Below are 26,433 nucleotides of genomic sequence, written 5' to 3'. Positions count from 1 at the left end.
TTATTAATACTTGAATCAATTCAATTGTTTCCGCAGATTATTTTGGTCTGCGGTTTTTTTATAAGGCTACCAAATGTAAAAAAAAGCTCCCAGGTAATTGGGAGCTTTTAATTATATAGGGTTAAGTTATTACTTAACTATTTCTGCGTCGATAGAAGATTTTCCTGTGACCTTGTCTTCTTTTTTCTTTCCTCGCAGGAAGTCATAAGCTGTAGCCGATGCAATGAAGATGGAAGAATAAGTACCGAATCCGATACCGATCAACAGACAGAACATAAATCCTCTCAGGTTATCTCCACCAAAGATGAAGATCGCCAGGATCACCAGAATCGTAGTGAAAGACGTATTGAACGTTCTACCGATGGTACTTGAGATCGAGTCATCAAATAATCCGGCAAGAGTCAACGCTTTCTTCTCACGAAGGTATTCTCTGATTCTGTCAAAGATAATCACGGTATCGTTAATCGAATAACCAATCACCGTCAGAATCGCCGCAATGAAATCCTGATTGATCTCCATGTTGAACGGCATTACTTTGTAGAACAACGAGTAAACCCCAAGGATCACAACCGTATCGTGGAACAGACCGGCAACTGCTCCGAGAGAGAACTGCCACTTGTCGAATCTTACAAGGATATAGATGAAGATCCCGATCAGTGATGCCACAACGGCAAGGATACCGTGTGTTGTGATATCATCCGCCACTGTTGGACCTACTTTGGTTGAAGAAACTATTCCCGCATGATCTTTTTCAGCAGATTTAAACTCTGCTAAAGTCATATTGGCCGGCAAATCCTGCTTAAGCCCTTCATAGATTTTTTGCTCTACAGTTTGATCGGCCTGAAGCGATTCGTCATCAATCAGGTAATCGGTTGTAATTTTCAGTTGAGATGAATTACCAAATGTTTTAACTTCTACAGACTCATTTTTGCCTTCATTTGTTTCAATCAGCTTTGCAATATTTTCTTCAGTTTTATTAGCATCTACCGGCTTGTCGAACCTTACAACATAGTTACGTCCGCCTGTAAAGTCGATACCGTATTTGAAACCATTAATTGCAATGGATGTGATAGAAATCACCATTAATATAGCAGAAACGATATAAGACCATTTTCTTTTCCCGATGAAATCGATCCATGTATTTCTGAAAAGATTTTTAGTCGGCGCAGTCCAGACAGATAGTGATTTACCTTTTTCCAGTCTGTTGAAGATCATTACTCTTGAAAGTAATACGGATGTGAACAATGTCATGATCAAACCGATGATCAGCGTTACCGCAAAACCTTTTATCGGTCCAGTTCCGAAAACATAAAGAATGATTGCAGTGATCAGCGTTGTAAGGTGACCATCGATGATCGCAGAGATCGCATGTTTGAAACCATCTTTATAAGCCTCTAGGATACTTTTTCCCCGGAATAGTTCTTCTTTTGTTCTTTCGTAGATAATAACGTTTGCATCTACTGCCAGAGCCATAGATAACACGATACCCGCAATACCCGGCAGGGTCAATGTAGCATCAATGGAATCCATAATTCCAAAAATATAAAACAAGTTGATTATCATTGCTATAATCGCATATACACCCGCACCACCATAGTAGAAAACGATATAAACAATAATTATAGCGAATGCAATAAGAAATGACATCACCCCGTCATTGATAGATTCTGCTCCCAAAGATGGACCAACGACATCTGCCTGTACAATCTTTGCACCAGCAGGAAGTTTACCCGCTCCAAGAACGTCAACCAGGTCTTTCGCCTCTACCTGCGTAAAGTTTCCGGAGATCTGGGTTCTTCCGTTAGGAATCACCTCATTCACCACCGGTGCTGTATAGACTCTGTTATCCAGAGTTACCGCCACTACTTTCCCTTTGTTCTTCTCGGTCATTGTTCTCCAGTCACGGGCACCGTTGGAATCCATCTGCATATCTACAACGATACGACCAAGCTGGTCATAACTGATGTTTGCAGATTCCACAGCACCATCAACCGGTGCTTTCTGATTGATATTTCCACGGATTGCATATAAAACCAGATTGTTGGAAGTATTAGACTCCGGTTTGTAGCCCCACATGAACTGGGTATATTTCAAATTAACGGGTCTCGCCTTGATAGCAGCGGCACTGTTAAGGACTTTGTTTACAATGGCTGTGTCAGAAAGCTTCACACTAGCAACACCGCTACCCGGCATTGCTCCGGATTGAAGGATGTTGATAAGATTAGTGGTTTTAGCTACACCGATAGAGTCTCCTTTTACCTTTACCAACTGGCTCAGTTCAGAAAAATAAGGATAAACCTCAGGGCTCATCTGCACTTCCCAGAACTGAAGCTTTGCAGATGTTGCCAGCATTTTTTTAACCCTGTCGATATCTTTGATACCCGGCATCTCTACAAGGATTCTTCCTGTACCAGGTACTCTCTGAACGTTTGGCTGGGTTACACCCATTTTGTCGATACGTGTTCTGAGAACTTCATAAGCTGTTCCTACAGAAGCGTCGATTTTTCTTCTTATGATGTTCTTTACCTGATCGTCCGGCGTATTGAATTTGATCTCAGTGAGATTCGTATTACCGAAAATTTCAGGATCTGCAAGTTTCAGGTTCGTTCCTTTTTGTTTATTAACAGCTTCGAACTGGATAAAGAAATCCTCAATGTATTGTTTACTTGAGCTTTTCTGAGCCTGATCTGTTCTGTTCAGTGCTTCTATCAAAACCGGGTTTGTAGAATAATTACTAAGATCATTCACCAAATCTCTCTGGTTGATCTCCAATAATACGTTGATACCACCTTTAAGGTCCAACCCCAGCTTCATTTCTTTCTGTTTTGCAGACGTATAATCCAGTTTTGTAAAACCGAGGTTAAGCGTGTCTTTAGAAAGTCTGTCGAGTTCGGCTTGATATTTTACCTGATTGTCGCCTGCAATTGCTTTTGCTTCTTTTTCTATTTTATTGGCATAGAAAGAAGGCAGAAGCTCATTGAGACAAATCAGTCCAAGAACGATGGCGACTAGTGTAACGAGTCCTTTTCCTTGCATTTTCTTACGATATATATAATTTTAGTCGGCAAATATAATGATTTCTAGTGGAAATAAGAATTTGAAAATGATAAATATGTGCACAACAATTATTTATCTCAGAATGTATTATTTTTCATGAATAAAATGTTGAAAAAATCAAATTAGATTAAATATTAAATAAATTTGAGATAGGGCATATTATTTGGTTAATTTCATTTAAATCTTAAATATAATCGTTATGAAAAAAATTTTACTCTGGTTCGGTTTATTTGTGGCAGCCTGCCTATCCGCTCAAACTATTGTCCTGGAAAGCTTTGTAACAGGCGTATCCAATCCGGTAGAAATTGTAGCTTCTCCGACTTCCGACAACAGGTTATTCGTCGTTCAGCAGTCAGGTACTATTAAAATCATCAATGAAAACGGGACAGTTGCCGCCGATAATTTTCTGAATATTTCCAACCTTATCACATTCGGAGGAGAAAGAGGTTTACTGGGTTTGGCGTTTCATCCGCAGTTCGCAACCAACAGATACTTCTTTGTTTACTACAATAATCTGCAAGGTGCGATCAGAGTGTCCCGATTTAATGCTAACTCTTCAAACCCAAACATCGCAGATCCTTCTTCAGAAAAGATTCTTTTAACAATTCCTAAACCTTTTACCAATCATAACGGCGGAAGCATCCACTTCGGACCAGACGGTTACCTTTGGATCTCGACGGGTGACGGCGGAAGCGGTGGTGATCCTAATAATAATTCTCAAAACAAAAATTCGCTTTTGGGGAAAATGCTCAGAATAGATATTAATTCTGATAATGCTTACAACATTCCGTCTGACAATCCATTTGTGGGTGTTGATGGTGCAGATGAAATCTGGGCTTACGGCCTTAGAAATGCATGGAAATTTTCTTTTGACAAAACCACGAATAATGTATGGATAGCCGATGTTGGGCAAGAGATTTTAGAAGAAATCAACCGTATTCCGGCTACTTCTGCCGGCATCAATTATGGCTGGCGCTGCTACGAGGGGAACAATACTTATAACACGGCCGGCTGTGCCAACTCTTCCACAATGACATTTCCTATAGCGCAATATGATCATTCCGGAGACAAATGTTCCATAACAGGCGGCTATGTGTACAGAGGAAATCTATATCCTGACCTTACTGGTAAATATGTTTTTGCTGATTATTGCTCCCAGCAGATAGGTGTTCTCGGCAGCAACAATATGATCACATGGACACCGCAATTTTCCGGAAGCAATTTTATAAGTTTCGGTGAAGATAATCAGAAACAGCTTTACGCCGCTGCAGCTAACGGGAGAATCTATAAAGTGAAGACCACTAACCTGAGTGTCTCCGATATCAGCAAAAATCAGATATTGATCTCTCCGATTCCTGCTAAGGATTTCATTTACACCAATAACCTAAATGAAAATAATGTCAGTGCCGAAATTGTGGATCTAGCAGGAAGAACCGTTTTTGAGTCTAAAGTTGCAGAACAGGATAAAAGCATCAATGTTTCCACTTTAAGTCCCGGAAATTATATCCTGATTCTTAAAAAAAATGATATTAGATTTATCTCTCAGAAGATTATTAAAGAATAACTTAACTATAAAATAAGTTATTAAAAAAGCCTTTCAAAATTTTGAAAGGCTTTTTTAGTTTTATAAGTTTAGAATAAACTACTTACTCCAGTTGATTCTGGTCGTTTTCACCTCACTGGAATTGGTTCCGATCATGATATCAAAATCACCGGCTTCCCAATCATATTTAAGTTCATTGTTATAAAACTTAAGATCTTCCGGAGATATACTGAATGTTACTTTTTTACTTTCACCAGTTTTCAGATAAATCTTTTGGAAACCTTTCAGTTCCTTGATCGGCCTTGTATTACTTCCCACAAGATCTCTGATATAGAGCTGAACTACCTCTGCTCCATCATATTTCCCATTGTTTGTGAGGGTAACAGAGGCGTCAATAGAGGTATTTCCGGTCGGTTTTGCATTACTAACTGAAACATCAGAATATCCAAAACTAGTGTAACTCAACCCATAACCGAACGGATAAAGTGGTGTATTACATTCATCCAGGTAATTGGAACGGAATTTTTCAAAGTTACATTTATCCGTGTTTTCAGCACTCAGAGGGCGACCTGTATTTTTCGCATTGTAATAAATCGGAACCTGACCTACACTTCTAGGAAATGTCATCGGAAGTTTTCCCGAAGGATTGACTTTGCCGTAAAGCACATCAGAGATTGCATAACCAGCCATACTTCCCGGGAACCAGACATTCAGGATAGCATCTGCCAGTTCTCTTTCTTCATTAAGAACCAAAGCACGTCCCGTAAACAATACCAAAACAATCGGTTTACCTGTCTTTTTAAGTTCTCTTAGCAATTCTCTCTGCGTTTCCGGAATTGTGATATCTGTTCTGGAGCTGGATTCACCGCTCATTTCCGCGCTTTCACCAATTGCCAGAACAATAACATCAGCTTTTCCGGCAACATCTAATGCTTCTTTTTTTATCTGGTCGGCAGGACGGCTGTCTCTGTCAGTAGTTTTGTTAAACATTGCCGCCCGTTTTTCCATTTCTTCAGATTCATAAACGTTGCTGCCTTTTGCATAAATAAAGTTAACATCTTTACCTACTGTTTCTTTAAGACCTCTCAATAATGAGATAGAGTTGGCATGCTTAGCAGCCACACTCCAGGTTCCGGTCATATTCATGGCATTATCAGCCAATGGGCCAATTACCGCAACAGTTCCGGATTTTTTGAGCGGAAGAATCTGTTTGTCATTTTTCATCAGCACCATTGAGTTGGAAGCAATGGTTTTTGCTGCTTCCAGATGCTTAGGACTGAAAACTTCTTTCTGAGCTCTTTTAGAATCCGTATATTTATAAGGATCATCGAAAAGTCCCAAATCATATTTTGCTTCCAGGATTCTTCTGGCGGCATCATTAACCGTCTGTTCTTTAACTTTCCCTTCGGAAATGGATTGTTTTAATGTTTTAAGAAAACCCTCGCCCACCATATCCATATCGATTCCGGCGTTCATTGCTAATGCGGAAACCTGTTGCAAATCTCCCATTCCGTGGTCGATCATTTCATTGATTCCTGTGTAATCTGTTACCACGAAACCTTTAAAATTCCACTGTTTCCTCAGCACATCTGTCATCAGCCATCTGTTTCCTGTTGCAGGGATTCCGTCCACTTCATTGAAAGAGGCCATTACGGAACCGGCACCTGCTTCTACAGCTGCTTTGTAAGGCGGAAAATAGGTATTGTACATCTGAACGTGGCTCATATCAACCGTGTTATAATCCCTGCCACCTTCCGGAGCTCCGTAAAGTGCAAAATGCTTAACACACGCCAGCATTGTATTTTTATCCATCAGATCTTTTCCCTGGTACCCATAAACCATTGCTTTAGCGATCTCACTTCCAAGATAAGGATCTTCGCCGGAACCTTCTGCTACTCTACCCCATCTCGGGTCTCTGGAAATATCCACCATTGGCGAAAAAGTCCAGTTGATGCCGTCCGCTGTTGATTCCTGTGCAGCAATCTGAGCAGATCTCTGAACAAGATTCATATCCCAGGATGCTGCCAATCCCAAAGGAATCGGGAAAGTTGTTTCGTAACCGTGAATCACATCCATCCCGAAAATCATCGGGATTTTAAGACGGCTTTTCTCTACAGCAACTTTCTGCACATCGCGGATTTTATCTACACCTTTGATATTAAATAATCCACCAACAAGACCTTGTTCTATTTTTTTTCCGATGTCCGAACTCTGAGCCTGACCTGTTGTAAAATCACTTGCTCCCGGAAGATTGAGCTGGCCTATTTTCTCATCCAAAGTCATTTTGGAAAGCAGATTATCCACAAACGCCTTTTTCTTAGACTGATACTGAGCAGACTGAAAAGACTGAACAGGCTTTGACACGATATCCTGTGCCATAAAATAGGGCGAAAGTGCTAATGCAGCAAAGATTACAAACTTTTTCATATACTATTTTTTATTATTAGGCAATATAAAATCCATTGATTTTATATGCTACTTTATTTTTAAGATTTTATTTTTTGAGATAACATCCACTCATATAATTTCGGATCCGAGTAAGTCGAGTCCCAGGAATTATGATTATCATTTGGGAATATGGTCAATTCTGCTTTTGGATTAATAGGATGTAGTTTCTGGTAAAAATTGAACGCGTTTTCCGGAAGAACGACATCATCCATTCCTCCGTGGAATAGCTTAATATTTAAATTCTTGTATTGATGGATATTCGCTTGCATTACTCTATCTGTTGGAGCACAGACAGCGGCAACTGCTGCAAACATTTCCGGATGCTCACCAGCCAACTTCAACGTTCCCCAGCCACCCATAGAAAGACCTGTGAGATAGATTCTTTGTTTATCGATGTTGTATTTTTCGGATATTTCTTTGACCAGGAAATATATGGCATCTGTATCCCACCAGGAGTCTGCCGGGCATTGAGGTGCCAAAATGGCGACAGGTTCTTTAATAAGATTTTTATAGGTGAACGGACTGTGCGCTTTTACCATTTCAAGATTATTGCCGCGCTCACCTGAGCCATGAAGAAAAACGACCAAAGGTAATTTTGATTTGGAATCTTTCGGGATGTCCAGAATATAAGAAAGCTTTTTCTGAATCTTTACTTCTTTATTAAACTCTGATTTTATTTCCTGAGCGCTTACCACAGATGCCAATCCGAGGAACAACAATGGCAGTAATTTTATTTTTAAGTTCATCTGTTGAGTACTTTTAAATGACGAACCGAGTGACTTAGTCCGAATTTTATTTTATGTCAAATCCCTAGCCCTGATCGCAGCGGTTACCCCACAGCAAGCGCTTCGACAGGCTCAGGACAGGCGGGCTTGCGAGGAGTATGAGCGAAGAGCAGGTTCCCGGCTACCAATTTCTTAATTAATCAAAATGAGACAATAACTATTACCCGCTAAAGATAATACTTTTTATTAATCTATATGATGTTTCGCTGATTTGAATCCTATTTTTTTGAGTCCGGTTCTGATTTCTGGTGCATTCATAAAAAGATTCCAAAGCAAACCTGTGCGATAATTCTCAATCATTGGCGTAATTGTTCCCTGATCTATAGCCAGATATCTTGGCGTGAACCAATCGTTATAATTAATTGATGTAGCGTCATAAGGCCCGGCCTGCCCAATGAAATTTTGTTTTTCCGTGTAAAGGAATCTCAGAAAAGCAAGCGATTCTTTTGGTGTGTAAGGCATTGAACTGAGTGCAGCTGTGGGTGTGATAACGCCGAAGTCTTCTTTCATAGGCTGGTGTGCTGCATAGCCAACAGAGCCGTCTTTATTTCTGGTATAACCTGCGGTAAGTCCCCAATATTTATCCGAATAACCTTTGAATTTATATGGATTTTCCAAACAATATTTGTAGTCTATTAAAACGTGATTTCTGTTCAGATCCCAATAGCTTTTGACATATTTATCCGATAAATCTCTTGGATCCAAACCCAAATATGAATACTGTGACCAGAACAATGGCCCCCCAAACTCTTCTGCATAATTATGTTTTACGAAAAGCGGAAGTCCATATTTCGTACGATCTGTAGTATAGGTTCCGTTTCTTGTCCAACCTTTGTTATAGGTATCATAATCTATGGAATAATCCGGTGACGAAGCTGCCATTACATAAGTAATAAGACATTCATTATAGCCTTCCAACGGAAAATTCATCTCCCAGGCGTAAGTGGGCGACCAATGCCAGTAAAGCACTTTTTGTCCGCCTTTGGTGTACCAGTTCCACTCCACGCCTTTCCATAGTTTATCCATCTTGGCAGCAAGTTGTTTTTCTTCTTCGTTACCGTTTTTGAAATATTCCCGAACGCAGATGATTCCCTGAACCAAAAATGCGGTCTCTACCAAATCTCCACCGTTATCTTTCTTGCCAAAAGGAACGACTTTACCCGTTTCTCCGTTGATCCAATGTGGCCAAGCACCATGAAAACGGTCTGCTTTTTCCAAAAAATCGGCAATATGTGTCAGTCTTTTTACAGCTTCTTTTCTGGGGATGAATTTTCTATCTACGCCAACCAAAATGGTCATTAAGCCAAATCCGGAACCACCAGTGGTAACAACATGTTTGTCATTGTCTGGATAGATATCATCCTCGTGATAACGCTCTCTTCCCAAAAAAGAATGGGGCTCGGCAAAATCCCAGAAATATCTGAGAGCATCGCTTTGGACTTTGTCCATCAATTGGTTATCTGAAAGATTGATTGATGCTGAATTAGCTTTACTGGATTTTGCAGATTGTACGTTTTGACATGAAACCAATGCTGTGATTGATAAGATAGATATTGCGAGGAAATTTTTCATTTTTTTTATTTTTTAATATCTAGAATCCGTGAATTGAAGAGTGGAAACCTAGTTTTAATAAACCTTGTCTCACATCCGGAGCATTCATAAAGAGATTCCAAAGGAATTGATTTTTATGGTTTTCTATCATTGGCGCAATGGTACCTTGATCTATTGCCAAATATCTTAGCGTAACCCAATTATACTGAATAGAATAGGCATCATAAGGTCCAGCAACGCCTATGTATTTTGAATAATTTTCATTGTAAAGAAATCTCAGGAAATTCATACTTTCTGTTGGTGTATATGGCATATCTGAAATAGCGGCAGTCGGTGAAATAATTCCTAAATCATTATTGGGCTGATGCGCTGAGTAACCAGTTGTTCCATCCTGATTTCTTGAGTAGCTGGCGGTAAGTCCCCAGCTTTTTGAATTATAACCTTGCCAGGATTTTGGATTTCGAACACAATATTCGTACATAATTTTAGCGTGATTTGCCGTAACATCACCATAATTGACATACTCATCTGTCAAACCTCTGGGATCTAATCCCAAAAATGAATAATGTGCCCAAAACATTGGCCCTACTGTTCCTGTTGCTCCATTATGATTGACCACCAAAGGAATTCCGAATTGAGAGCCAGAAGTCTTGATGGCGCCATTTCTAGCCCAGCCATTTTGATAAACTACTTTTTCTATCGGGAAGGTTGGGGATGCGGCTGCCAAAACATAGGTTATCAATGTTTCATCGTATCCCTGAAGCTGATGATTAAGCTGCCATTCGTAATTGGGCGACCAATGCCAAGTTAGCGTGTTAGGAGCTGCTGGATTTTTTGTGTACCAGTTCCATTCGATGCCTTTCCAAAGTTCATCTGCTTTTTGAGACAATGCTAATTCTGATGCATTGGTAGAATTTTTGAAATATTCGCGTACACAGATTAAACCCTGAGCAAGAAAAGCGGTTTCTACCAAATCTCCGCCATTATCAATCTGTCCAAAAGGTATAACCGAACCATTGGTTCCGTTGATCCAATGCGGCCAAGCTCCGTGAAAGCGATTGGCTGTTTTGAGAAAATCAAGAGCAGTCGTTAATCTGGTAACGGCTTCCTGCTGAGGAATGTAACCATTCTTGATTCCTGTTAAAATCGTCATCAATCCAAATCCTGAGCCTCCAGTGGTCACCACATTGGCATCCTGTCCAGGGTTGTCTGTATGATATCTCTCTCTTGCCAGCTTGGAATTGGTCTGTGCAAAATCCCAGAAGTACTTTAAAGCATCTTTCTGAGCCATTTCTATAATCTGAGCATCTGTATAAACTGTCGCAGGATTCTGAGGTGTTCCGACAGAGGAATTATTCACATCCCAATCGCTGGAGCTGGAACAACTATAAAATAAAACTGCAGATGCTAAAATTGTAATCTTGGAAAAAACTTTTTTAAACATTGATTTTGTTTTTTATGAAAAACACTTTATGACCCGTTCATAAAGTGTTTTCAATAGTTATTATAATGCTAAGATAAGTATTTTTATTGCATTATAGTTTGAATCTCTGATGGAGTCAATGCCTTGTTAAAGAATCGTAACTCATCAATCATACTAGTATCAGCTTTATGATCCCAGTATGAGAATGTAGGTGCACCAGAGCCAATACTTACATTTTTACAATTAGCAAAACTAATCGGAGATGAAAGTGTCGCTGTTCTTTGGAGCGCACCATTTAAATAAATTTTTGATTCAGTCTCTGAAATGGTAACGGCAATATGTACCCAACCTGTTGTAGTTCCTAGGTCAAAACCATCATTCCAAGATTCGCCTGTACCTACGCCAACATTCAATTTTACAGTCTTATTACCTCCTTCTCTGAATAAACGGAATCCTTTTTTTCTTCCATCATCATTATTTGTTTCTGTAGGATCTCCTACAACAATAATTCCGGCTCTTTCCTGAGTAGCGTCAACCTTATACCAAAAAGATGTAGTCAATTCTTTTGAACCGAATAAGTTATCAATCGGATAGGTCAGATATGAATCAGTTGCACCCTTATACGCTGATCCAGAATGTCCGCCTGACACAGTTGTCGGACTTCCAACAATTGTAGGATTGTTTGTACTTATAAGATCAGTAAACACATTACCCGAAGAAAAAGGCATATACAATGTCTCGCTATTAAGCAATTTATTATATTTATCAATATTGAAAGTGAATGATTTTGTAGAAGTTTTACCCGTCAAATCTTTCGCATTGACGATGAATGTGTGATCTCCCAAACCAAGATTATTATAGCTAAAACTACTATTCAAATTCCTGTAATCAATAAATGTGTTATAGCTAGCAAGTTTGGCCCCGTCTAAAAATAACTCAACATTTCCAATTTCTATATCATCAGAAACTTTAAATTGAAAATTTAAATTAGCTCCAGACGCTGTGGATGGAATAAAAATATTTCCCGTTGGACTTAAGATTTCTACAACCGGAGCTGTTTTATCCTCTCCTTGAGCAACTTGACTGATATCATCAATATATCCTTCTGAGCAAGCCGATAATGCAAATACCGAAATTGCAGCAAAGGTTAGTTTTATTATATTTTTCATTTTAGTAAAATCAAAAGTTATTATTTATCTAAAGATTGTATCCTTTCTAACTGAGCTAGTGGATAAGGCAGGAACTGTTTGTCCATAGTGAAAGTTCTGCCATCATAACTTAATGCTGCGGTATTTCCTAATCTTACCATGTCAAAATAGCGGATTCCCCATTCCATACCTAGTTCAGCATATTTTTCGTCCATAACCTGATCGGCAGTAACGGAAGTTAGCAGACCCAGATTCGCTCTTTCTCTAACTTTATTAACAGCATCAACGGCAGATCCTGCAGTTGGACTGGCTCCTCTTGCAACAGCTTCCGCATACATCAACAATATTTCTGCATATCTTGTAATGATATAGTTTTTGTTACTGCCATAGCTTAGTCTTCCAGGAATTAATTGATTGGATGGCAAATAATGTTTCCCACTAAAAAACAAAGCTCTTGCAGAATTATTTATCTGATCATTATCAGGTGTTACGTTGGAAACCCAAGATGGTAATGTAGAAAAGTTTGGATCTTCTTTTATTTTATTGATTCCATCCGGCGTGAATAAAACATTGGTAACCAATCTTTTTTGTTCATTTCTGTTAAGCATGAATTTTATATACTTCAAACTTGGCTCATAGAACCCCCAGCCAGCACCTGCACTAGTTACAGAAGGTGTCCAACTTGTCGGTCCATAGAAGTCCCAAAGGTGTTTAACATTATTTCCCGTTGCAGTACCAAAATCGGAATATTGAATTTCTAGCAGGTTTTCATCAGCCAGTTTACCTGGGGTTTTAAACAGTCCGTAATAGTCACCGAACAGCGTGAACTTTCCAGATCTCATTATTTCGCCGGTAGCGTCAGCAACACCCTGATAATTTTTAAGTTCAAGGTTAGCCATAGCTTTAATTGCCAAGGCTGTATATTTTGTTATACCACCTTTGATATCAGTACGCTGATTTGGTCTCATATCAAGAAGATTAGGTATTGATTCATCCATCTGAGAAGAAACCCATTTCATTACATCATCTTTTGTTTTGAGTGTAACCTGGCTCTGATCCAAAACTTCCATGACAATAACTTTACCCCATACTCTAGAAATCTCTAAAGTGTAAAAAGCCCTGAGAGTTTTACATTCTCCAATATATTGGTCTATCAGTTTAGAATTAACACCACCTGCCCTAAACTTTTCTAATTGTTCGATCTGTGCTGTAACCTGAACTACTTTCTGGTAGAATTGTTCCCAAAGAGAATTGTACATCCAGTAGCTACGATCATAGGAAAAATTATCTGTATCACCAAAAGGCGCCTGATCTCCTTTACCTCCGGAGTTAACATCATCTCCACGCACAGAGATTAATGGAATGGATTCCCAAGCTACGCCCGTATCTACCAACTCTCCTTTATCATTTAGTTTCTGTCCGCTTAATGTTGCATATGCTCCCATAACTGCACTCTTTGCTCCTTCAGCACTAGTATAGTCATAACTACTTCCAGCATCCAGTTCCATAGGTTCATCCAATTTGCTATCACAGCTTGATAAAGCTATAGCACTAAAGAGAAAAGCAACTTTTATATATTTTAATTGTTTCATTTTGTAAATAATGTTTAGTTTAAAATTTTATACTATAGCCAACAGAAACAACTGAAGGCGTAGGATAAACATCCTGATTGACACCGTTGTTAGCTACTTCCGGATTCATTAGATTTTCGCTTTTAGTCCACATGAAAGGTCTGTCAGCAGTTAAGGTAAATCTCATTTCAGGGATCCCGTCAGTTTTCAAAGTATATCCCAACTGGATATTCTGAACTCTGAAAAAATCGCCATCCTGCAGCCAAAATTTAGATAATTTATTATTATTCCAACTTTGACGGTATCCTTCTGATGATACAAACTCATTAGTAGTACCTTCGCCATGCCAACGGTTAATTGCAAAATCAGCATCTATATTTCGACCGGTTGTTTTAATTACCTCACCTCTATTTCTGTTAAGAATCTTATTTCCTCCCTGCCCATAAAATGCTACGGATAGATCCCAACTTTTGTAATTAATACCTAGAGATCCACCGTAATAATATGTAGGAACAGGAGATCCAAGATACATTCTGTCATCAGAATCAATTTTCCCATCACCGTTCATATCTCTATATTTGAAATATCCTGGCTTCACAGTACCTGCACCTTGATTTGTATTAGCATAAACAGCTGTAGGATCTGCGTTAACTTCAGCATGATTTTGATAAACACCAATTACATCGTATCCGTAAAAAACATCTATTGGCTGACCAACAACTAAACGTTGAGGAAAATCTCCAGAACCTCTTGCAATAAATGCTTGTCCATTTAAGTTTGTAATTTCGTTTTTAATGTGACTAAAATTACCATTAATATTATATCCCCAATCTTCTCCAATTTTATCTCTCCAACCAGCAGAAATTTCGTAACCTTTATTCCTCATTGTACCAACATTTTTGTAGCTTACTTCGCTTCCAATTATCGGTTGAACAGGAATGACCATGCTTTTGGTATCTTTAATAAAATAATCAGCCTCTATTGTCAACCTCCTGTTTAAAAATTCTGATGACAACCCGACATTGGTCTCTTCTGTATATTCTCTTCTTACATCATCTTTGTAAGTCGTAAATTGATATGCAGGAACATAAGTATCTGCAAAAACAGTATTTACGGCAAAAGGTGTATTCGCTCTGCTAGCATTTACTGCATCGTTGGCCAATCTACCCCAGCCTGCTCGGAACTTTAATAGGTTCATCCAGCTGACATTTTTCAAAAATGATTCCTCTGATACTACCCACCCTAAACCAAATGCCGGCAAATTAATAGTCTTCTGATTAGGAAATTTGTTAGAGCCTTCATTTCTAAGGGTAGCATAAGCAATATATCGGTTTAGAAATTTATACGAAATTCTTCCGAAATATGACGTTCTGTAAAAACGGTAAGGTTCTCCTTCCGACGTTGTTCTTCCATCAGGCGAAGCATTATTAATATACCAAGTACTTTCATTATATCTCGAAAATAAACTTCCTTTGAAAAAGTAACCTTTCATACCCATGAATTTATACGACTGATCAGCATAAGAAGTTCCCGCCAATAACGTAAAACCATGATTACCTAAAGTTTTATTCCAAGTTATTGTATTATCCCAAATATAATCTTCATAAGTAGCATTATTTCTTGTAATAGAAGATTGAGCCAAAGTTCTTTCAAATGCTTTCTCAGAATTTACAAAGTATGGTAGCTCCATTAAACGTTCACTAATATTCCTATTATTATAAGAAAGAGTTGTTTTAAAAGTTAATTCTTTTGGCAGTAAGCTTATCTCAGCATAGGCATTAAAATTTAAAGATTTTTGAATTCCTAACTTATCAACATTATCCATTAATGAAAATGGATTGTCATGACCTCTATAACCCAATATTTGGGCATCAGCATAAGGTCTAACGGTTGCATCTTTAAATAACGGGTCATAAACAGGCATTACTGGAACTGCATAATAAATCTGTTGCCAGGCGGAACCTTCATCATCATATTTTTCACCCCTTGTATAATTAATAACGGTACCAACTGTAAGCCAGCTAGTTGCTTTTGCATCAATTTTAGTTCTGACATTGAATCTCTCATAACTGTTCTTCATATTAAGAATACCATCCTGAGTGAAGAAATTACCTCCCAATGAATATGCTACCTTTTCAGAACCCCCATCCACGGAAAGACTATGGCTTTGTATTGGAGCAATTCTTAGAGCCTCTTTGTACCAATCCGTATTTACATTTGGGAGATTTGGATTCACTCTGCTCCTTCCAAATCTTTCAATAGCTGCATTAATCGCATCAATTTCAAACTGTGACCCTGATTCTAATGCAAAATTTGTGTATTGTTCGGCATTTGCCATTTTTATAACATTATTTGCATATTGAGAGCCGTAGTAAGTATCATACGTTAACTTAGGTTTTCTGTTATAACTGCCACCCTTAGTTGTAATAACAACTACGCCATTCGCAGCTAAAACCCCATAAATAGCTGATGCAGAAGCATCTTTAAGAATAGTGAAATCCTGAATATCATTCGGATTCAGGAATTCAATGTTATTTACAAAAAGTCCGTCAACAACATATAAAGGTTGGTTGTCCCCATTGATGGAATGTACACCTCTAATGTTCATCTTTGGTGCCTCACCAGGGGAACCATTGGCAATAATCTGAACACCCGCAACTTTTCCCTGCAAGGATTGAGTTGCCTGTCCGGATGGTGTTTTGGCAATATCCGCAGCTTTTACTGTGGTTATGGCACTTGTCAAATCAACTTTTTTCTGTGTCCCGTATCCAATCACAACCACTTCTTCAATTTTATTTTCTTTCGCAGTAGTATCCTGTGTGGATTGCGCATGCAAATCACCGCCAAAATACAAAGCAGCAATCAACAATGGTAATTTAACATAATTTTTTCTCATAATATTCTTATGTATTATTTTCTTATCCTCGAATATAAATAATTTTATTAACACATTGTTAATTTTTATTAAAAATAGATTAACTTACTTATAATCAATAAAATAATATTAAAAAAAGTTTTAAAAACAATGATAAGCATAAAAAATAAATCCCCTTTTTTTGGCTTAATATTTGTCTAATTAACATAATCTGAATTTTTAATAACTCAATTTGAGGTATTAATATTTGTCAAATCACTAAAAAATCAAAATATGAACACCAACAGATTATCAAACGAAATGCAGTCCGCTCTTATACGACAGATGACAAAAGAGGCACACGCTTCACAGATTTTTTTGTCTTATGGATGCTGGGCAGATATCAATGGTTACGGAGGTATTGCCAATTTTCTATACAGACATTCGCAGGAGGAAAGAAACCATATGATCAAATTTATGCGTTACATCCTTGACAGAGGTGGTGAAGCAAAGGTGGAAGCTATTCCTGCGCCGCCAGAAAACCCCAAAAACCTGACCGATTGTTTCAACAAAGTTTTTCAGCATGAAGTTGATAACACGACTTCTATATACGAGCTTGTTGATTTAGCTTTTCAGGAAAAGGACTGGGCTACATGGAATTTTATGCAATGGTTCGTGAAAGAGCAGATTGAAGAAGAAAAACTGGCACTCGAACTCATCGACAAGCTGAAAATTGCTGGTGGCGATCAGGCTTCTGATGAATCTCTATTTACACTTGACAAGGCTCTGGAGGAAGCTTCAGATGAGGTTTCTCTTCCTCAGACTGCCACAGCGGATAATCCTTCTTAGCTCAAATAAAATATCACTAACTTTGGTCTCCGTTTTTACGGGGACTTTTAATTTATACTCAAATAAAAAATGGCAGACATTATAGAAAACAACCATACCAATCCGGAAGATTTTTACAAATCACTTAAAGAAAAGCTGGAAGAACAGCATAACTTCCCGGAGGAATATCTTTTTAAATTCATCGTAACAAGTGATTCCGAAAAAATAACAGAAATCCTGAGAGTTTTTGATAACATGAAATACACTTTATCCAATAAAGAAAGCGCAACAGGAAAATACACATCAGTCTCTATAGATTGTTTTGTGCTGGACGCAGATCAGGTTATTACAATTTATAAAGAAGTGGCAGGAATTGAAGGTGTAATGATGCTGTGATTTTGGTTTAATCCTTGCAGACAATTCATCAAAATCAATGTTATGAAAAAGGCATTCTTTAGATTTCTCAACAAAATCAATGTGAAACTTTTACCAAAATACAGCAAGAAAGATTTCACCAAACTCAATAAACTTCAGAAGGCAATATTTGGATACCGTTATTTTGTTTTAATTAATTCTTTAGACTAATTATCACATATTTAAAAATAAAAAAGCGTTCAAAATTGAACGCTTTCATTTTAATATATTATTCCAATCAAGAATTTTCTAAAATATAGCTGAACATCAATGGTGCACAGATTGTGGCATCACTTTCAACAATGAATTTTGGTGTGGTAATATCCAGTTTCCCCCAAGTGATTTTCTCATTTGGAACGGCACCTGAATATGAACCGTAAGATGTTGTAGAATCAGAAATCTGACAAAAGTAAGACCAAAATGGAATATCATGCATCTCCATATCCTGATAAAGCATCGGCACCACACAGATTGGAAAATCTCCGGCAATTCCGCCACCAATCTGGAAGAAACCTACACCTTTTCCAGCAGAATTTTTCGTGTACCAATCAGCCAAATAAGCCATATACTCAATTCCGGATTTCATTGTTGAGAATTTTAATTCTCCTTTGATGCAATATGAAGCGAAGATATTACCCATTGTAGAATCTTCCCACCCTGGAACTACGATTGGCAAATTCTTCTCAGCCGCAGCAATCATCCAGGAGTTTTCTCTTGGAATCTCATAATACTGCTCCAGAACGCCGGACAAAATCATCTTGTACATATACTCGTGTGGGAAATATCTTTCACCTTTATCATCAGCATCTTTCCAGATTTCGTAGATGTGTTTCTGCAATCTTCTGAACGCTTCTTCTTCCGGGATACAAGTATCGGTAACTCTGTTCAGACCTCTTTCCAAAAGTGCCCATTCTTCCTGCGGAGTCAAATCTCTGTAATGAGGAACTCTTTCGTAGTGAGAATGCGCAACAAGATTCATAAGGTCTTCTTCGAGATTTGCACCTGTACAAGAGATAAAATCCACTTTATCTTGACGAATCATTTCTGCAAAGATTTTTCCCAACTCAGCTGTTGACATCGCTCCGGCCAATGTTACCATCATTTTGCCGCCATCTTTCAGGTGTGCCACATAACCTTTGGAAGCATCTACCAACGCTGCTGCATTGAAGTGCAAATAATACTTTTCTATAAATTCCGAAATCGGTTTGCTCATTTTGTTTAAGATTTTTGCAAAGTTAGTAATTTAATAATTTTAATTTTTTAACCTTATCAATATTGTCAGTAAACAAATCTCTATTTTTTTATAAATTTTTCAGAAATTGCATTACCATTTTCATCAACACCTTTCAAAATATATATCCCTTTATTTAGATTAGAAACACTTAATGATTTATTCGCAGTAGTGGTTTCTATCTTTTTGCCCTCTTTTGAAAAAAGCTCAATAGAATTGATTTTTTTCGAAAAGTATATGAAACTTGTAGCAGGATTAGGATAGAGAATTAACTTTTGTTTTTTACTTTCTAAAATTGAAAGATTACCATCAATATTAATCTTACTAATTACAACATTTCTAAAATTTGTTACTTGATTATTATTAGGCTGTTCAGTGCTAATCACGTATAATGTATTTGATTTATTATACAAAAAATAAGTTGAATAAATACGATCTATTCCTGGTTGAAAATCAAATTTTCCTTGATTTCCAAAAAAATTATCGACAGTTCCAATTGTATTAAATCTAGCAATTTGAATTTCATTTCCGTACGGGATAAAATTTAACTGGAGAGCTTTTTCATCATTTTGAAAAATTAAATCAATATTAGCTTTTGGATTAGACATAGAAACAGTGCCCGAACTACCAAATGATTGATCCAAAGTAAAATTAGCATTGAGTTTTCTAATACTTGTACTAACATAATCACTATTATACACTCCACCCGATAAAAATAATGAATTTTTAAAAAATTTTATATTACTAACATAGTTACTATAACTATATGATGTCATATTCTGCATTCCTTCATTATTAATTTTCCATATTTTACGGCTATTAGAATCCATTAAAAAAACATCATTTGTTAGTGGATCAGTTTCTAAATAATTAATATCTGATACTCCAGACAGAGTCTTGATTCCCATATTTCCAAAAGATGTATCTATACTCCCATTGTTGTTTAATCGTATAAGTTTATTCCCAAAACCTGGAACAACAATGATTTTTCCGTTTGAAAGTAAAGTAAAATCTGAGCAGATAGTTGTACTATTAAAAGATTCATCAAGACTTCCGTTACTTTTAAGTTTTACCAGCTTCCGTATTCTAAATGAGTTATTGTTATTTGATCCATCGTATAATAGCACAATGCTTCCATCATCTAATATTTTAGCTGGACTAACAACTTCATAATTACATTGTTCCTCATGGAAAATCAATTTCCCTGCTACACCGAAAGTATTATCAAAACTTCCATCAGGATTAAGCCTACATAACAGACCTTTATTATCACTAGTTTTACCTGCTAAAACCAATTTTCCATCATTTTGAATTGCGGTCCCAAAAAAAGCCCCGATTCCTTGTAGCAAAAGATTTCCATTATTACCAAAAGTAGAATCAAGATACTGACTTTTAAAATAAGCTGTCAAAAACATCAACAATATTAGGATTTTTATTTTCATTGTTTTTTTGCAAAGATATAAATTGTTTAAGTTTTATTTTTCAAAGTTTGCTGCTTATTACTATCTTGATTTGTTGTTTTTCATCAATTAAACCCTACTTTTGCAAATTGAAATTTAAACATATACTACAATGATTTCGGCACAGGGATTAGGATTGCATCACGCGGGAAATTATCTTTTCAGGGACGTTAATTTTACAATAAAAAAAGACGACAAAATTGGCTTGGTCGGCAAGAACGGAGCCGGAAAATCTACGCTGCTTAAAATCCTTTCCGGAGAAATCAATTTTTATGAAGGATCTGTCGTTCCGGAAGGTAATATCACGATTGGTTTTCTGAAGCAGGATCTTGATTTTGTGAAAGGAAGAACCGTTTGGGATGAGACCATGCAAGCTTATGAGCAAATCAATGCGATGAAGAATGAGCTGGAAGATATCAATCATCAATTGACTACCAGAACTGATTACGAAAGTGATGCATACTCTGATTTAATTGTCAGAATGACGGAGCTGAATGACCTTCTGATGAATCATGACGCCTATAATCTTGAAGGCGATGTTGAAAAGGTTCTGTTTGGTTTAGGGTTCAAAGCAGATGATTTCCATAAAATCACGGACGAATTTTCCGGAGGCTGGAGAATGAGAATCGAACTGGCAAAACTGCTGCTTCAGAAAAACGACCTGATGCTGCTGGATGAGCCGACCAACCACCTCGATATGGAATCTATCATCTGGCTGGAGAATTTCCTGAAAGATTATCCCGGATCCATCGTTTTGGTAAGTCACGACAAGCAGTTTATGACCTCAATATGCAACAGGACTTTTGATGTTAATAATAAGAAGATCGAAGATTATAAAGCCAATTATTCCAAATATCTTGAATTAAGAAAAGAACGCCGTGAAAAACTGGCACAGGCAAAGAAAAATCAGGATGCGGAAATCAAGCAGATGGAAGACAACATCAACAAGTTCCGTGCGAGTGCGACGAAAGCTTCTTTTGCCCAATCATTAATTAAAAAACTGGATAAAATAGAGAGAATCGAAATCGATAATGAAGATGTTTCCAAATTCAATATTCGTTTCCAACCTTCTGTAACGCCAGGAAAAGTCATTTTCGAAGCTAAAAATCTGGGTAAAGCTTATGGCAACAAACAGATTTTCGACAATGTAGATTTCTTTGTGGAACGTGGCGACAGAATCTCTCTTTTGGGACAAAACGGACAAGGAAAAACCACTCTCGCAAAGATTCTTGCTGGCGATATCACAGATTATTCCGGAGAATGGAATCTTGGTCACAACGTGAGCATCGGTTATTTTGCTCAGAATCAGGAGGAAGTCCTGACGCCAGATAAAACCGTTCTGCAGGAAGCTGAAGATTCTGCAACGGAAGAAACCAGACCCAGAGTGCGTGATTTATTAGGATCTTTCCTGTTCCAGGGTGAAGATGTAACTAAGAAAACCAAAGTGCTTTCCGGAGGGGAAAGAAACCGTCTGGCACTTTGTAAATTGTTGCTTCGTCCGTTCAACACGTTGATTATGGATGAGCCTACAAACCACCTGGATATTCAGTCCAAGGAGATTATCAAACTGGCGCTTCAGAAATATGAGGGAACATTGATTGTTATTTCTCACGACCGTGAATTCCTGCAAGGTTTGTCTGATAAAATCTTCGAATTCCGTGACGGAAAGATGAAAGAATTCCTCGGTAACATTGATGAATACCTGGAATACAGACAAAAAGAAAGCATCCGCGAAATCTCTGCTGAAAGGTCAAAACTTCATAAAGAGGAAGTTGAAGAGCCAAAACCAAAGGCTCAGGAACCAAGACCAGCGACTGACCATCCGCAATCAACAACGATTGTTAGCAAAGAGCAGAAAAATATCCAGAATAAACTGAAAAAAGTGGAGGAAAAAATCTCTGAACTGGAACTGAAAATCGAAGAATTCGAGGCAAGTTTTACTAAAGAAAATCCTTCTGAAGAAATACTGGAAATTTATAATAAAATAAAAGAAGAACTGGATTTGACGCTTCAGGAATGGGAATATCTTGGGAGTCAACTGGAAGGCTAGTGCTTGATTTGTTTTTGTTATTTCATTACCGAAATGTGTTTATTTATAACAATTAAAATTCATTAGCAAAAATGACATCTCTTCTTTTTGCAACAGACAGAAGAGAAATAAGCAATGCCTAGATATTGCCATGAAAATTGCTGTCCTACATGAAATTTGGACAGACATGATGTTCATGATTTAGATTTAGACAGATATGCTAAATTAATCAACAGAATTTCACTAAATAATTAGTCATAGTTAAAAAAATTTGTTGTATTATTGTACAACTAAATTAACAACCATGATAAAACTTTTCATTTTATCCAGTATTTTATTTACTGGGTCAGCATTTTCTCAAGTCCTCCAAGAAGATAATTTTGACACTTACCCTATTGGCAATCTGGGCACTCAGGGTGGATGGGAACGCAACGATGGCTCTTCTTTGGCTTCACAAGCTACTATTTCAGAAGTTACAGCATCGACCCATGCGAGATCATTAAAATTTCCAAGAACTAACAACTTTGCTATGTGGGTTACCAAATCGCCTGCAGCATTTGCTTCTGCTTGGTCTGCCAGAACTCCCGGCAATGAAATTATTAAAGTAACATATGACCATTACACAGGCACTGGTACGGGCATTACAGAAGCAAGGTTCTATACAACAACAAAACTGGGACAATTGAAAATAGCTGCAAGTGTCAAATTTACTGGAGCATTCAGCAGCTGGTATGTCAAAACTAATAATAGTGACGATGCGCCGACAAATGTGGCTACCGGTACAGCATCTGCCTGGAATAAAGTTATTATTAATTATAATTCTGTTACCGGTTCTGTTGTTTATAATATAAACGGTACAGAATATGGTCCATACACAACTATTTCCGGCGATCCAACTAAAGTAGATTTCTATACATCTGGCAGTGCAGCCCCGACAACTTCAGCTATAGACAATTATAAAGCTGAAGCTATTGCCTCCCTTACAGTTCCCAGTTGCACCACTATTACTTCGCCAGCCCAAGGAGCAACAAATGTTGTTTCCTCACCCATCATCACCTGGCCGGCTGCAGAAGGGTCAGCTGGGTATAAAGTATATATAGGAACTGCAACCGGCGTTTATAATGTTGTAAACGGAACAAAAGTTACAACAACCAGTTACAATGCTGCTTTGTCTTCTTCTACTAAGTATTTCGTGAAAATAGTCCCAACCAATATGATTGGAGATGCTTCAGGATGTAGCGAAATATCTTTCACAACAAAAACGCCATCATATTGTACCGCTGCTGCTACATATACCGGGACTGGATTTGAAAGAATAAATAAGGTTGAAATTAAAGATGCAGGTGGCGCTACAGTTCTTAACCATTCTTCTCCGGAAAATTCAGGTTATTCGGATAATACCTCTGTCATTGGAAATGTAGAGAAAGAAAAGGTATATTCCTTTACTGCTACTCCGAATGCTAACGGACAATCTAGAGATATTGTATATGTTTGGGTAGATTATAATCAGGACGGAGATTTTGACGATGAGAATGAAAAAGTAATTGTAAATTCTGGCAAAGGCCCTTGGATCGGAACATTTACTATTCCTGCCAATGCAAGATCGGGAAAAACAAGAATGAGAATTCGTTTGACCGATACATTTTCATCTACTCACACTTCATCACCTTGCGGAAACACCACTGTAGGAGATGTAGAAGATTACACGCTTAATATCGGAACAGAAACACTTGGTCTTTATAATTCTGCTGTAAATAAACTTTTAGTATATCCTAATCCGTTCAGAGATGTAGTGAAAATTTCTGATGTTAAAAATGCAACTTCAATTACAGTTTCTGATTTATCAGGCAGAATTGTTGCAGATGTGAAGCCCACTGCAGACCTTAATCTTTCTGCACTTAACAAAGGGCTGTACATCATAAATGTTAAATATGCTAACGGAACTCTTAAATCAATTAAAGTTATAAAAGAATAATTCTCAGTTTAATTTATTAAAACGCAAGAGGCTGTCTGAAAAGTGACAGCCTTTTTTATTTAAGAAATATTCCATTTGTTTTTGTAATTTCACAATAGATAAAACTTAAAAAGTCAAACAATGATCAACGATATAAAAAAATTCCTGAACGAAGACCAGGATCCGAAAGCAGTCGAGAAAATCACGGAGAAAGTAAGTGACCTGTTGACCAACGGCGAAACTGTGGAATATATCGCAGTGCAGAATAAACCTGCCATCAACATCTCTCCAGATTCTATAGTACTTACGAATAAAAGAATCCTGTTCTTCCGGTCGAAGTCATTTGGTTTGGTGACGGATTTCAAGGATTATCTTTGGAAAGATGTGGCTGAAAGTCATATCAGCGAAGCGATTCTTGGCTCCACTTTCACGATGACAGCGGTCAGTGGTTTTATAGAAACCATCGATTACATTCCTAAATCTCAGGCCAGAAAACTCTATCAATACGCTCAAAGCAAGGAAGAAGAAATGATAGAATTCCGAAGAGAAAAGGAACTGGAAGAGAAAAGAGCAACGGCAGGCGGATTCACCATCCACACACAAAACGAAAAACCGGAAGAACCAAAACCACAGCCGGAAATCCCTGCTGAAGACCCAATGGAAACATTGATGAAGCTAAAAGCTTTTCTGGATAACGACTTGATATCTGTCGAAGATTACGAAACCAAAAAACAAGAAATCCTCGGCAGAATGTAACAAAACCAAAGCAGAATGCCGGTTGACATTCTGCTTTTTTTTAATTTTACGGTACTCAAAAAAAAAAAAATTATGTCGGGAATATTCAAAGCGCATTTACAGAAATTCATTACAATAACGGATGAAGAATTTGCTTTGATCATGGAATATTTTGAAGTCAGGAACTTGGGCAAAAAAGAAAATCTATTGGAAGAAGGTCAGGTTTGCCGGCATAATTATTTCGTCACAAAAGGTCTTTTGAGAAAGTTCTACCTCAACGAAAAAGGCATTGAGCAAACCACGGAATTTGCCATAGAAACATGGTGGATGACGGATAATATCTCCTACGAACATAAAACACCTTCTGAGTTCTACATCCAGGCAGTCGAGAAAACGGAAGCTTTGGTTATTTCTGCTGAATCTCAGGACCAGCTTCTGGATCAGTTTCCCGTAATGGAAAAATACTTCCGGATCGTTTATCAAAGAGCTTTTGCCGCTTCTCAGAATCGTGTAAAATATATCTTTTCCCTTTCCAAAGAAGAATTTTACTTCAATCTACTCAGCAAACACCCGGAGTTTGTCCAGCGTGTCCCGCAATACCTCATCGCTTCTTTTCTCGGCTTCACGCCGGAATACCTGAGCGAGATCCGCAAAAAAATTGTTTTGTAAAGACTTCTCAATTTATTATCAGAAGTGTCATCCTGAGCGTAGTGGAAGGATTATTTTTAACGATTATATGAGAACTAAATTTTGGTTTCTTTTGTGGTCAAACCGTTTCTTAAACCAGTTTAAGTTTTCCACGTTTTCTATTTCTCAACTTTGTAACATCAATTTGAAACAATCAAAAACAATGGAAAAACGTATCAACATCAACACAGTAGAACCTCAGGCTTTCAAAGCAATGTTAGGTCTGGAAGGTTATCTGGCTCAGTCAGAAATTTCAAAAACAATCAAAGAACTCATCAAAATCCGTGCTTCGCAGATCAACAATTGTGCATATTGCCTGGCGATGCACACGAAAGATGCTCTCAAATATGGAGAAAGCGCAGAGAGAATCTTCATCCTGAGTGCCTGGCACGAGGCAGAAAAATTCTTCACAGAAGAGGAAATGGTAGCTTTGAAAATGACAGAAGAGATCACACAGATCTCTCAACAGGGTTTGAGCAATGAAACATATCAAAGAGCCCTTGAAGTCTTTTCCGAAAAACAAATTGCAGAGATCATCATGGCAATTGTAACCATCAATGCATGGAACAGAATCGCAGTGAGTACCCATCTGCAGATCGGGGAATAAACTTATGCATTGAAGCATTTGTAAAAAAACACCGGGATGTTCTGACAAAAACATCAAGACCTTTTTAGTAAAACATCAAGACGTTTATATGAAAACGTCTTGATGTTT

General features: G+C 37.7%; 19 protein-coding genes. 9 read left to right on the top strand and 10 right to left on the bottom strand.

Annotation, left to right across the window (positions count from 1 at the left end; genetic code table 11):
* Positions 1 to 129: 129 nt before the first annotated feature.
* The gene (gene secD / locus BUA97_RS11220) at positions 130 to 3,036 is read right to left on the bottom strand and encodes a protein translocase subunit SecD (RefSeq protein WP_072998032.1); all 2,907 of its coding nucleotides are present in this window, start codon (positions 3,034 to 3,036) and stop codon (positions 130 to 132) included.
* 220 nt (positions 3,037 to 3,256) lie between these two features.
* On the opposite strand from secD, the gene BUA97_RS11215 reads away from it, so the two are divergent.
* On the top strand, positions 3,257 to 4,621 hold the full coding sequence (locus BUA97_RS11215) for a PQQ-dependent sugar dehydrogenase (protein ID WP_072998030.1): 1,365 nt from the start codon (positions 3,257 to 3,259) through the stop codon (positions 4,619 to 4,621).
* 78 nt (positions 4,622 to 4,699) lie between these two features.
* On the opposite strand, the gene bglX is transcribed toward BUA97_RS11215, so the two are convergent.
* From bglX to BUA97_RS11180, 7 genes are all read right to left on the bottom strand, one after another.
* On the bottom strand, positions 4,700 to 7,027 hold the full coding sequence (bglX, locus tag BUA97_RS11210; protein WP_072998028.1) for a beta-glucosidase BglX: 2,328 nt from the start codon (positions 7,025 to 7,027) through the stop codon (positions 4,700 to 4,702).
* Between the two features lie 59 nt (positions 7,028 to 7,086).
* Positions 7,087 to 7,794, bottom strand: coding sequence for a carboxylesterase family protein (locus BUA97_RS11205; RefSeq protein ID WP_072998026.1), 708 nt, complete (start codon positions 7,792 to 7,794; stop codon positions 7,087 to 7,089).
* 225 nt (positions 7,795 to 8,019) lie between these two features.
* The gene (locus tag BUA97_RS11200; protein WP_072998024.1) at positions 8,020 to 9,405 is read right to left on the bottom strand and encodes a glucoamylase family protein; all 1,386 of its coding nucleotides are present in this window, start codon (positions 9,403 to 9,405) and stop codon (positions 8,020 to 8,022) included.
* Between the two features lie 19 nt (positions 9,406 to 9,424).
* Positions 9,425 to 10,828 carry a glucoamylase family protein gene (locus BUA97_RS11195; RefSeq protein WP_072998022.1) on the bottom strand — a complete coding sequence of 468 codons (1,404 nt, stop codon included), beginning with the start codon at positions 10,826 to 10,828 and terminating at the stop codon, positions 9,425 to 9,427.
* An 83-nt stretch (positions 10,829 to 10,911) separates the two neighbouring features.
* Positions 10,912 to 11,976, bottom strand: coding sequence for a LamG-like jellyroll fold domain-containing protein (locus tag BUA97_RS11190; RefSeq protein WP_072998021.1), 1,065 nt, complete (start codon positions 11,974 to 11,976; stop codon positions 10,912 to 10,914).
* 20 nt (positions 11,977 to 11,996) lie between these two features.
* Entirely contained in the window at positions 11,997 to 13,547 is a 1,551-nt protein-coding gene (locus BUA97_RS11185; RefSeq protein ID WP_072998020.1) for a RagB/SusD family nutrient uptake outer membrane protein, read from the bottom strand.
* Between the two features lie 19 nt (positions 13,548 to 13,566).
* Entirely contained in the window at positions 13,567 to 16,422 is a 2,856-nt protein-coding gene (locus BUA97_RS11180) for a SusC/RagA family TonB-linked outer membrane protein (protein WP_072998018.1), read from the bottom strand.
* Positions 16,423 to 16,674: 252 nt separating this feature from the next.
* On the opposite strand from BUA97_RS11180, the gene BUA97_RS11175 reads away from it, so the two are divergent.
* From BUA97_RS11175 to BUA97_RS17155, 3 genes are all read left to right on the top strand, one after another.
* Entirely contained in the window at positions 16,675 to 17,229 is a 555-nt protein-coding gene (locus BUA97_RS11175) for a ferritin (RefSeq protein ID WP_072998017.1), read from the top strand.
* Between the two features lie 69 nt (positions 17,230 to 17,298).
* On the top strand, positions 17,299 to 17,604 hold the full coding sequence (locus BUA97_RS11170) for a DUF493 family protein (protein ID WP_072998014.1): 306 nt from the start codon (positions 17,299 to 17,301) through the stop codon (positions 17,602 to 17,604).
* Positions 17,605 to 17,646: 42 nt separating this feature from the next.
* Complete coding sequence (locus BUA97_RS17155; RefSeq protein WP_175546197.1) at positions 17,647 to 17,793, top strand: hypothetical protein; 147 nt, start codon at positions 17,647 to 17,649, stop codon at positions 17,791 to 17,793.
* Between the two features lie 67 nt (positions 17,794 to 17,860).
* Here BUA97_RS17155 and BUA97_RS11165 read toward each other — a convergent pair whose 3' ends face one another.
* Both BUA97_RS11165 and BUA97_RS11160 read right to left on the bottom strand, forming a co-directional pair.
* Entirely contained in the window at positions 17,861 to 18,835 is a 975-nt protein-coding gene (locus BUA97_RS11165; RefSeq protein ID WP_072998012.1) for a deoxyhypusine synthase family protein, read from the bottom strand.
* An 80-nt stretch (positions 18,836 to 18,915) separates the two neighbouring features.
* Positions 18,916 to 20,295, bottom strand: coding sequence for a T9SS type A sorting domain-containing protein (locus BUA97_RS11160; protein WP_072998010.1), 1,380 nt, complete (start codon positions 20,293 to 20,295; stop codon positions 18,916 to 18,918).
* A 130-nt stretch (positions 20,296 to 20,425) separates the two neighbouring features.
* On the opposite strand from BUA97_RS11160, the gene BUA97_RS11155 reads away from it, so the two are divergent.
* The 5 genes from BUA97_RS11155 to BUA97_RS11135 all read left to right on the top strand — a co-directional run bounded on the left by BUA97_RS11155 (position 20,426) and on the right by BUA97_RS11135 (position 26,325).
* The gene (locus tag BUA97_RS11155) at positions 20,426 to 22,363 is read left to right on the top strand and encodes an ABC-F family ATP-binding cassette domain-containing protein (RefSeq protein ID WP_072998008.1); all 1,938 of its coding nucleotides are present in this window, start codon (positions 20,426 to 20,428) and stop codon (positions 22,361 to 22,363) included.
* A gap of 283 nt (positions 22,364 to 22,646) precedes the next feature.
* Entirely contained in the window at positions 22,647 to 24,317 is a 1,671-nt protein-coding gene (locus BUA97_RS11150; RefSeq protein ID WP_072998006.1) for a GEVED domain-containing protein, read from the top strand.
* 120 nt (positions 24,318 to 24,437) lie between these two features.
* The gene (locus BUA97_RS11145; protein WP_084081312.1) at positions 24,438 to 25,052 is read left to right on the top strand and encodes a PH domain-containing protein; all 615 of its coding nucleotides are present in this window, start codon (positions 24,438 to 24,440) and stop codon (positions 25,050 to 25,052) included.
* A gap of 72 nt (positions 25,053 to 25,124) precedes the next feature.
* Positions 25,125 to 25,700: a Crp/Fnr family transcriptional regulator gene (locus BUA97_RS11140; RefSeq protein ID WP_072998615.1), complete on the top strand. Its 576-nt coding sequence runs from the start codon at positions 25,125 to 25,127 to the stop codon at positions 25,698 to 25,700.
* A gap of 181 nt (positions 25,701 to 25,881) precedes the next feature.
* A complete protein-coding gene (locus tag BUA97_RS11135; RefSeq protein WP_072998005.1) occupies positions 25,882 to 26,325 on the top strand; it encodes a carboxymuconolactone decarboxylase family protein in 444 nt (147 codons plus the stop codon).
* The last annotated feature ends 108 nt before the right edge of the window (positions 26,326 to 26,433 follow it).

Source organism: Epilithonimonas mollis (genome assembly GCF_900142325.1).
Classification (GTDB): domain Bacteria; phylum Bacteroidota; class Bacteroidia; order Flavobacteriales; family Weeksellaceae; genus Epilithonimonas; species Epilithonimonas mollis.
The sequence above is the reverse complement of the archived record's forward strand: the minus strand, read 5'-3'. Positions and strand labels throughout refer to the sequence as shown.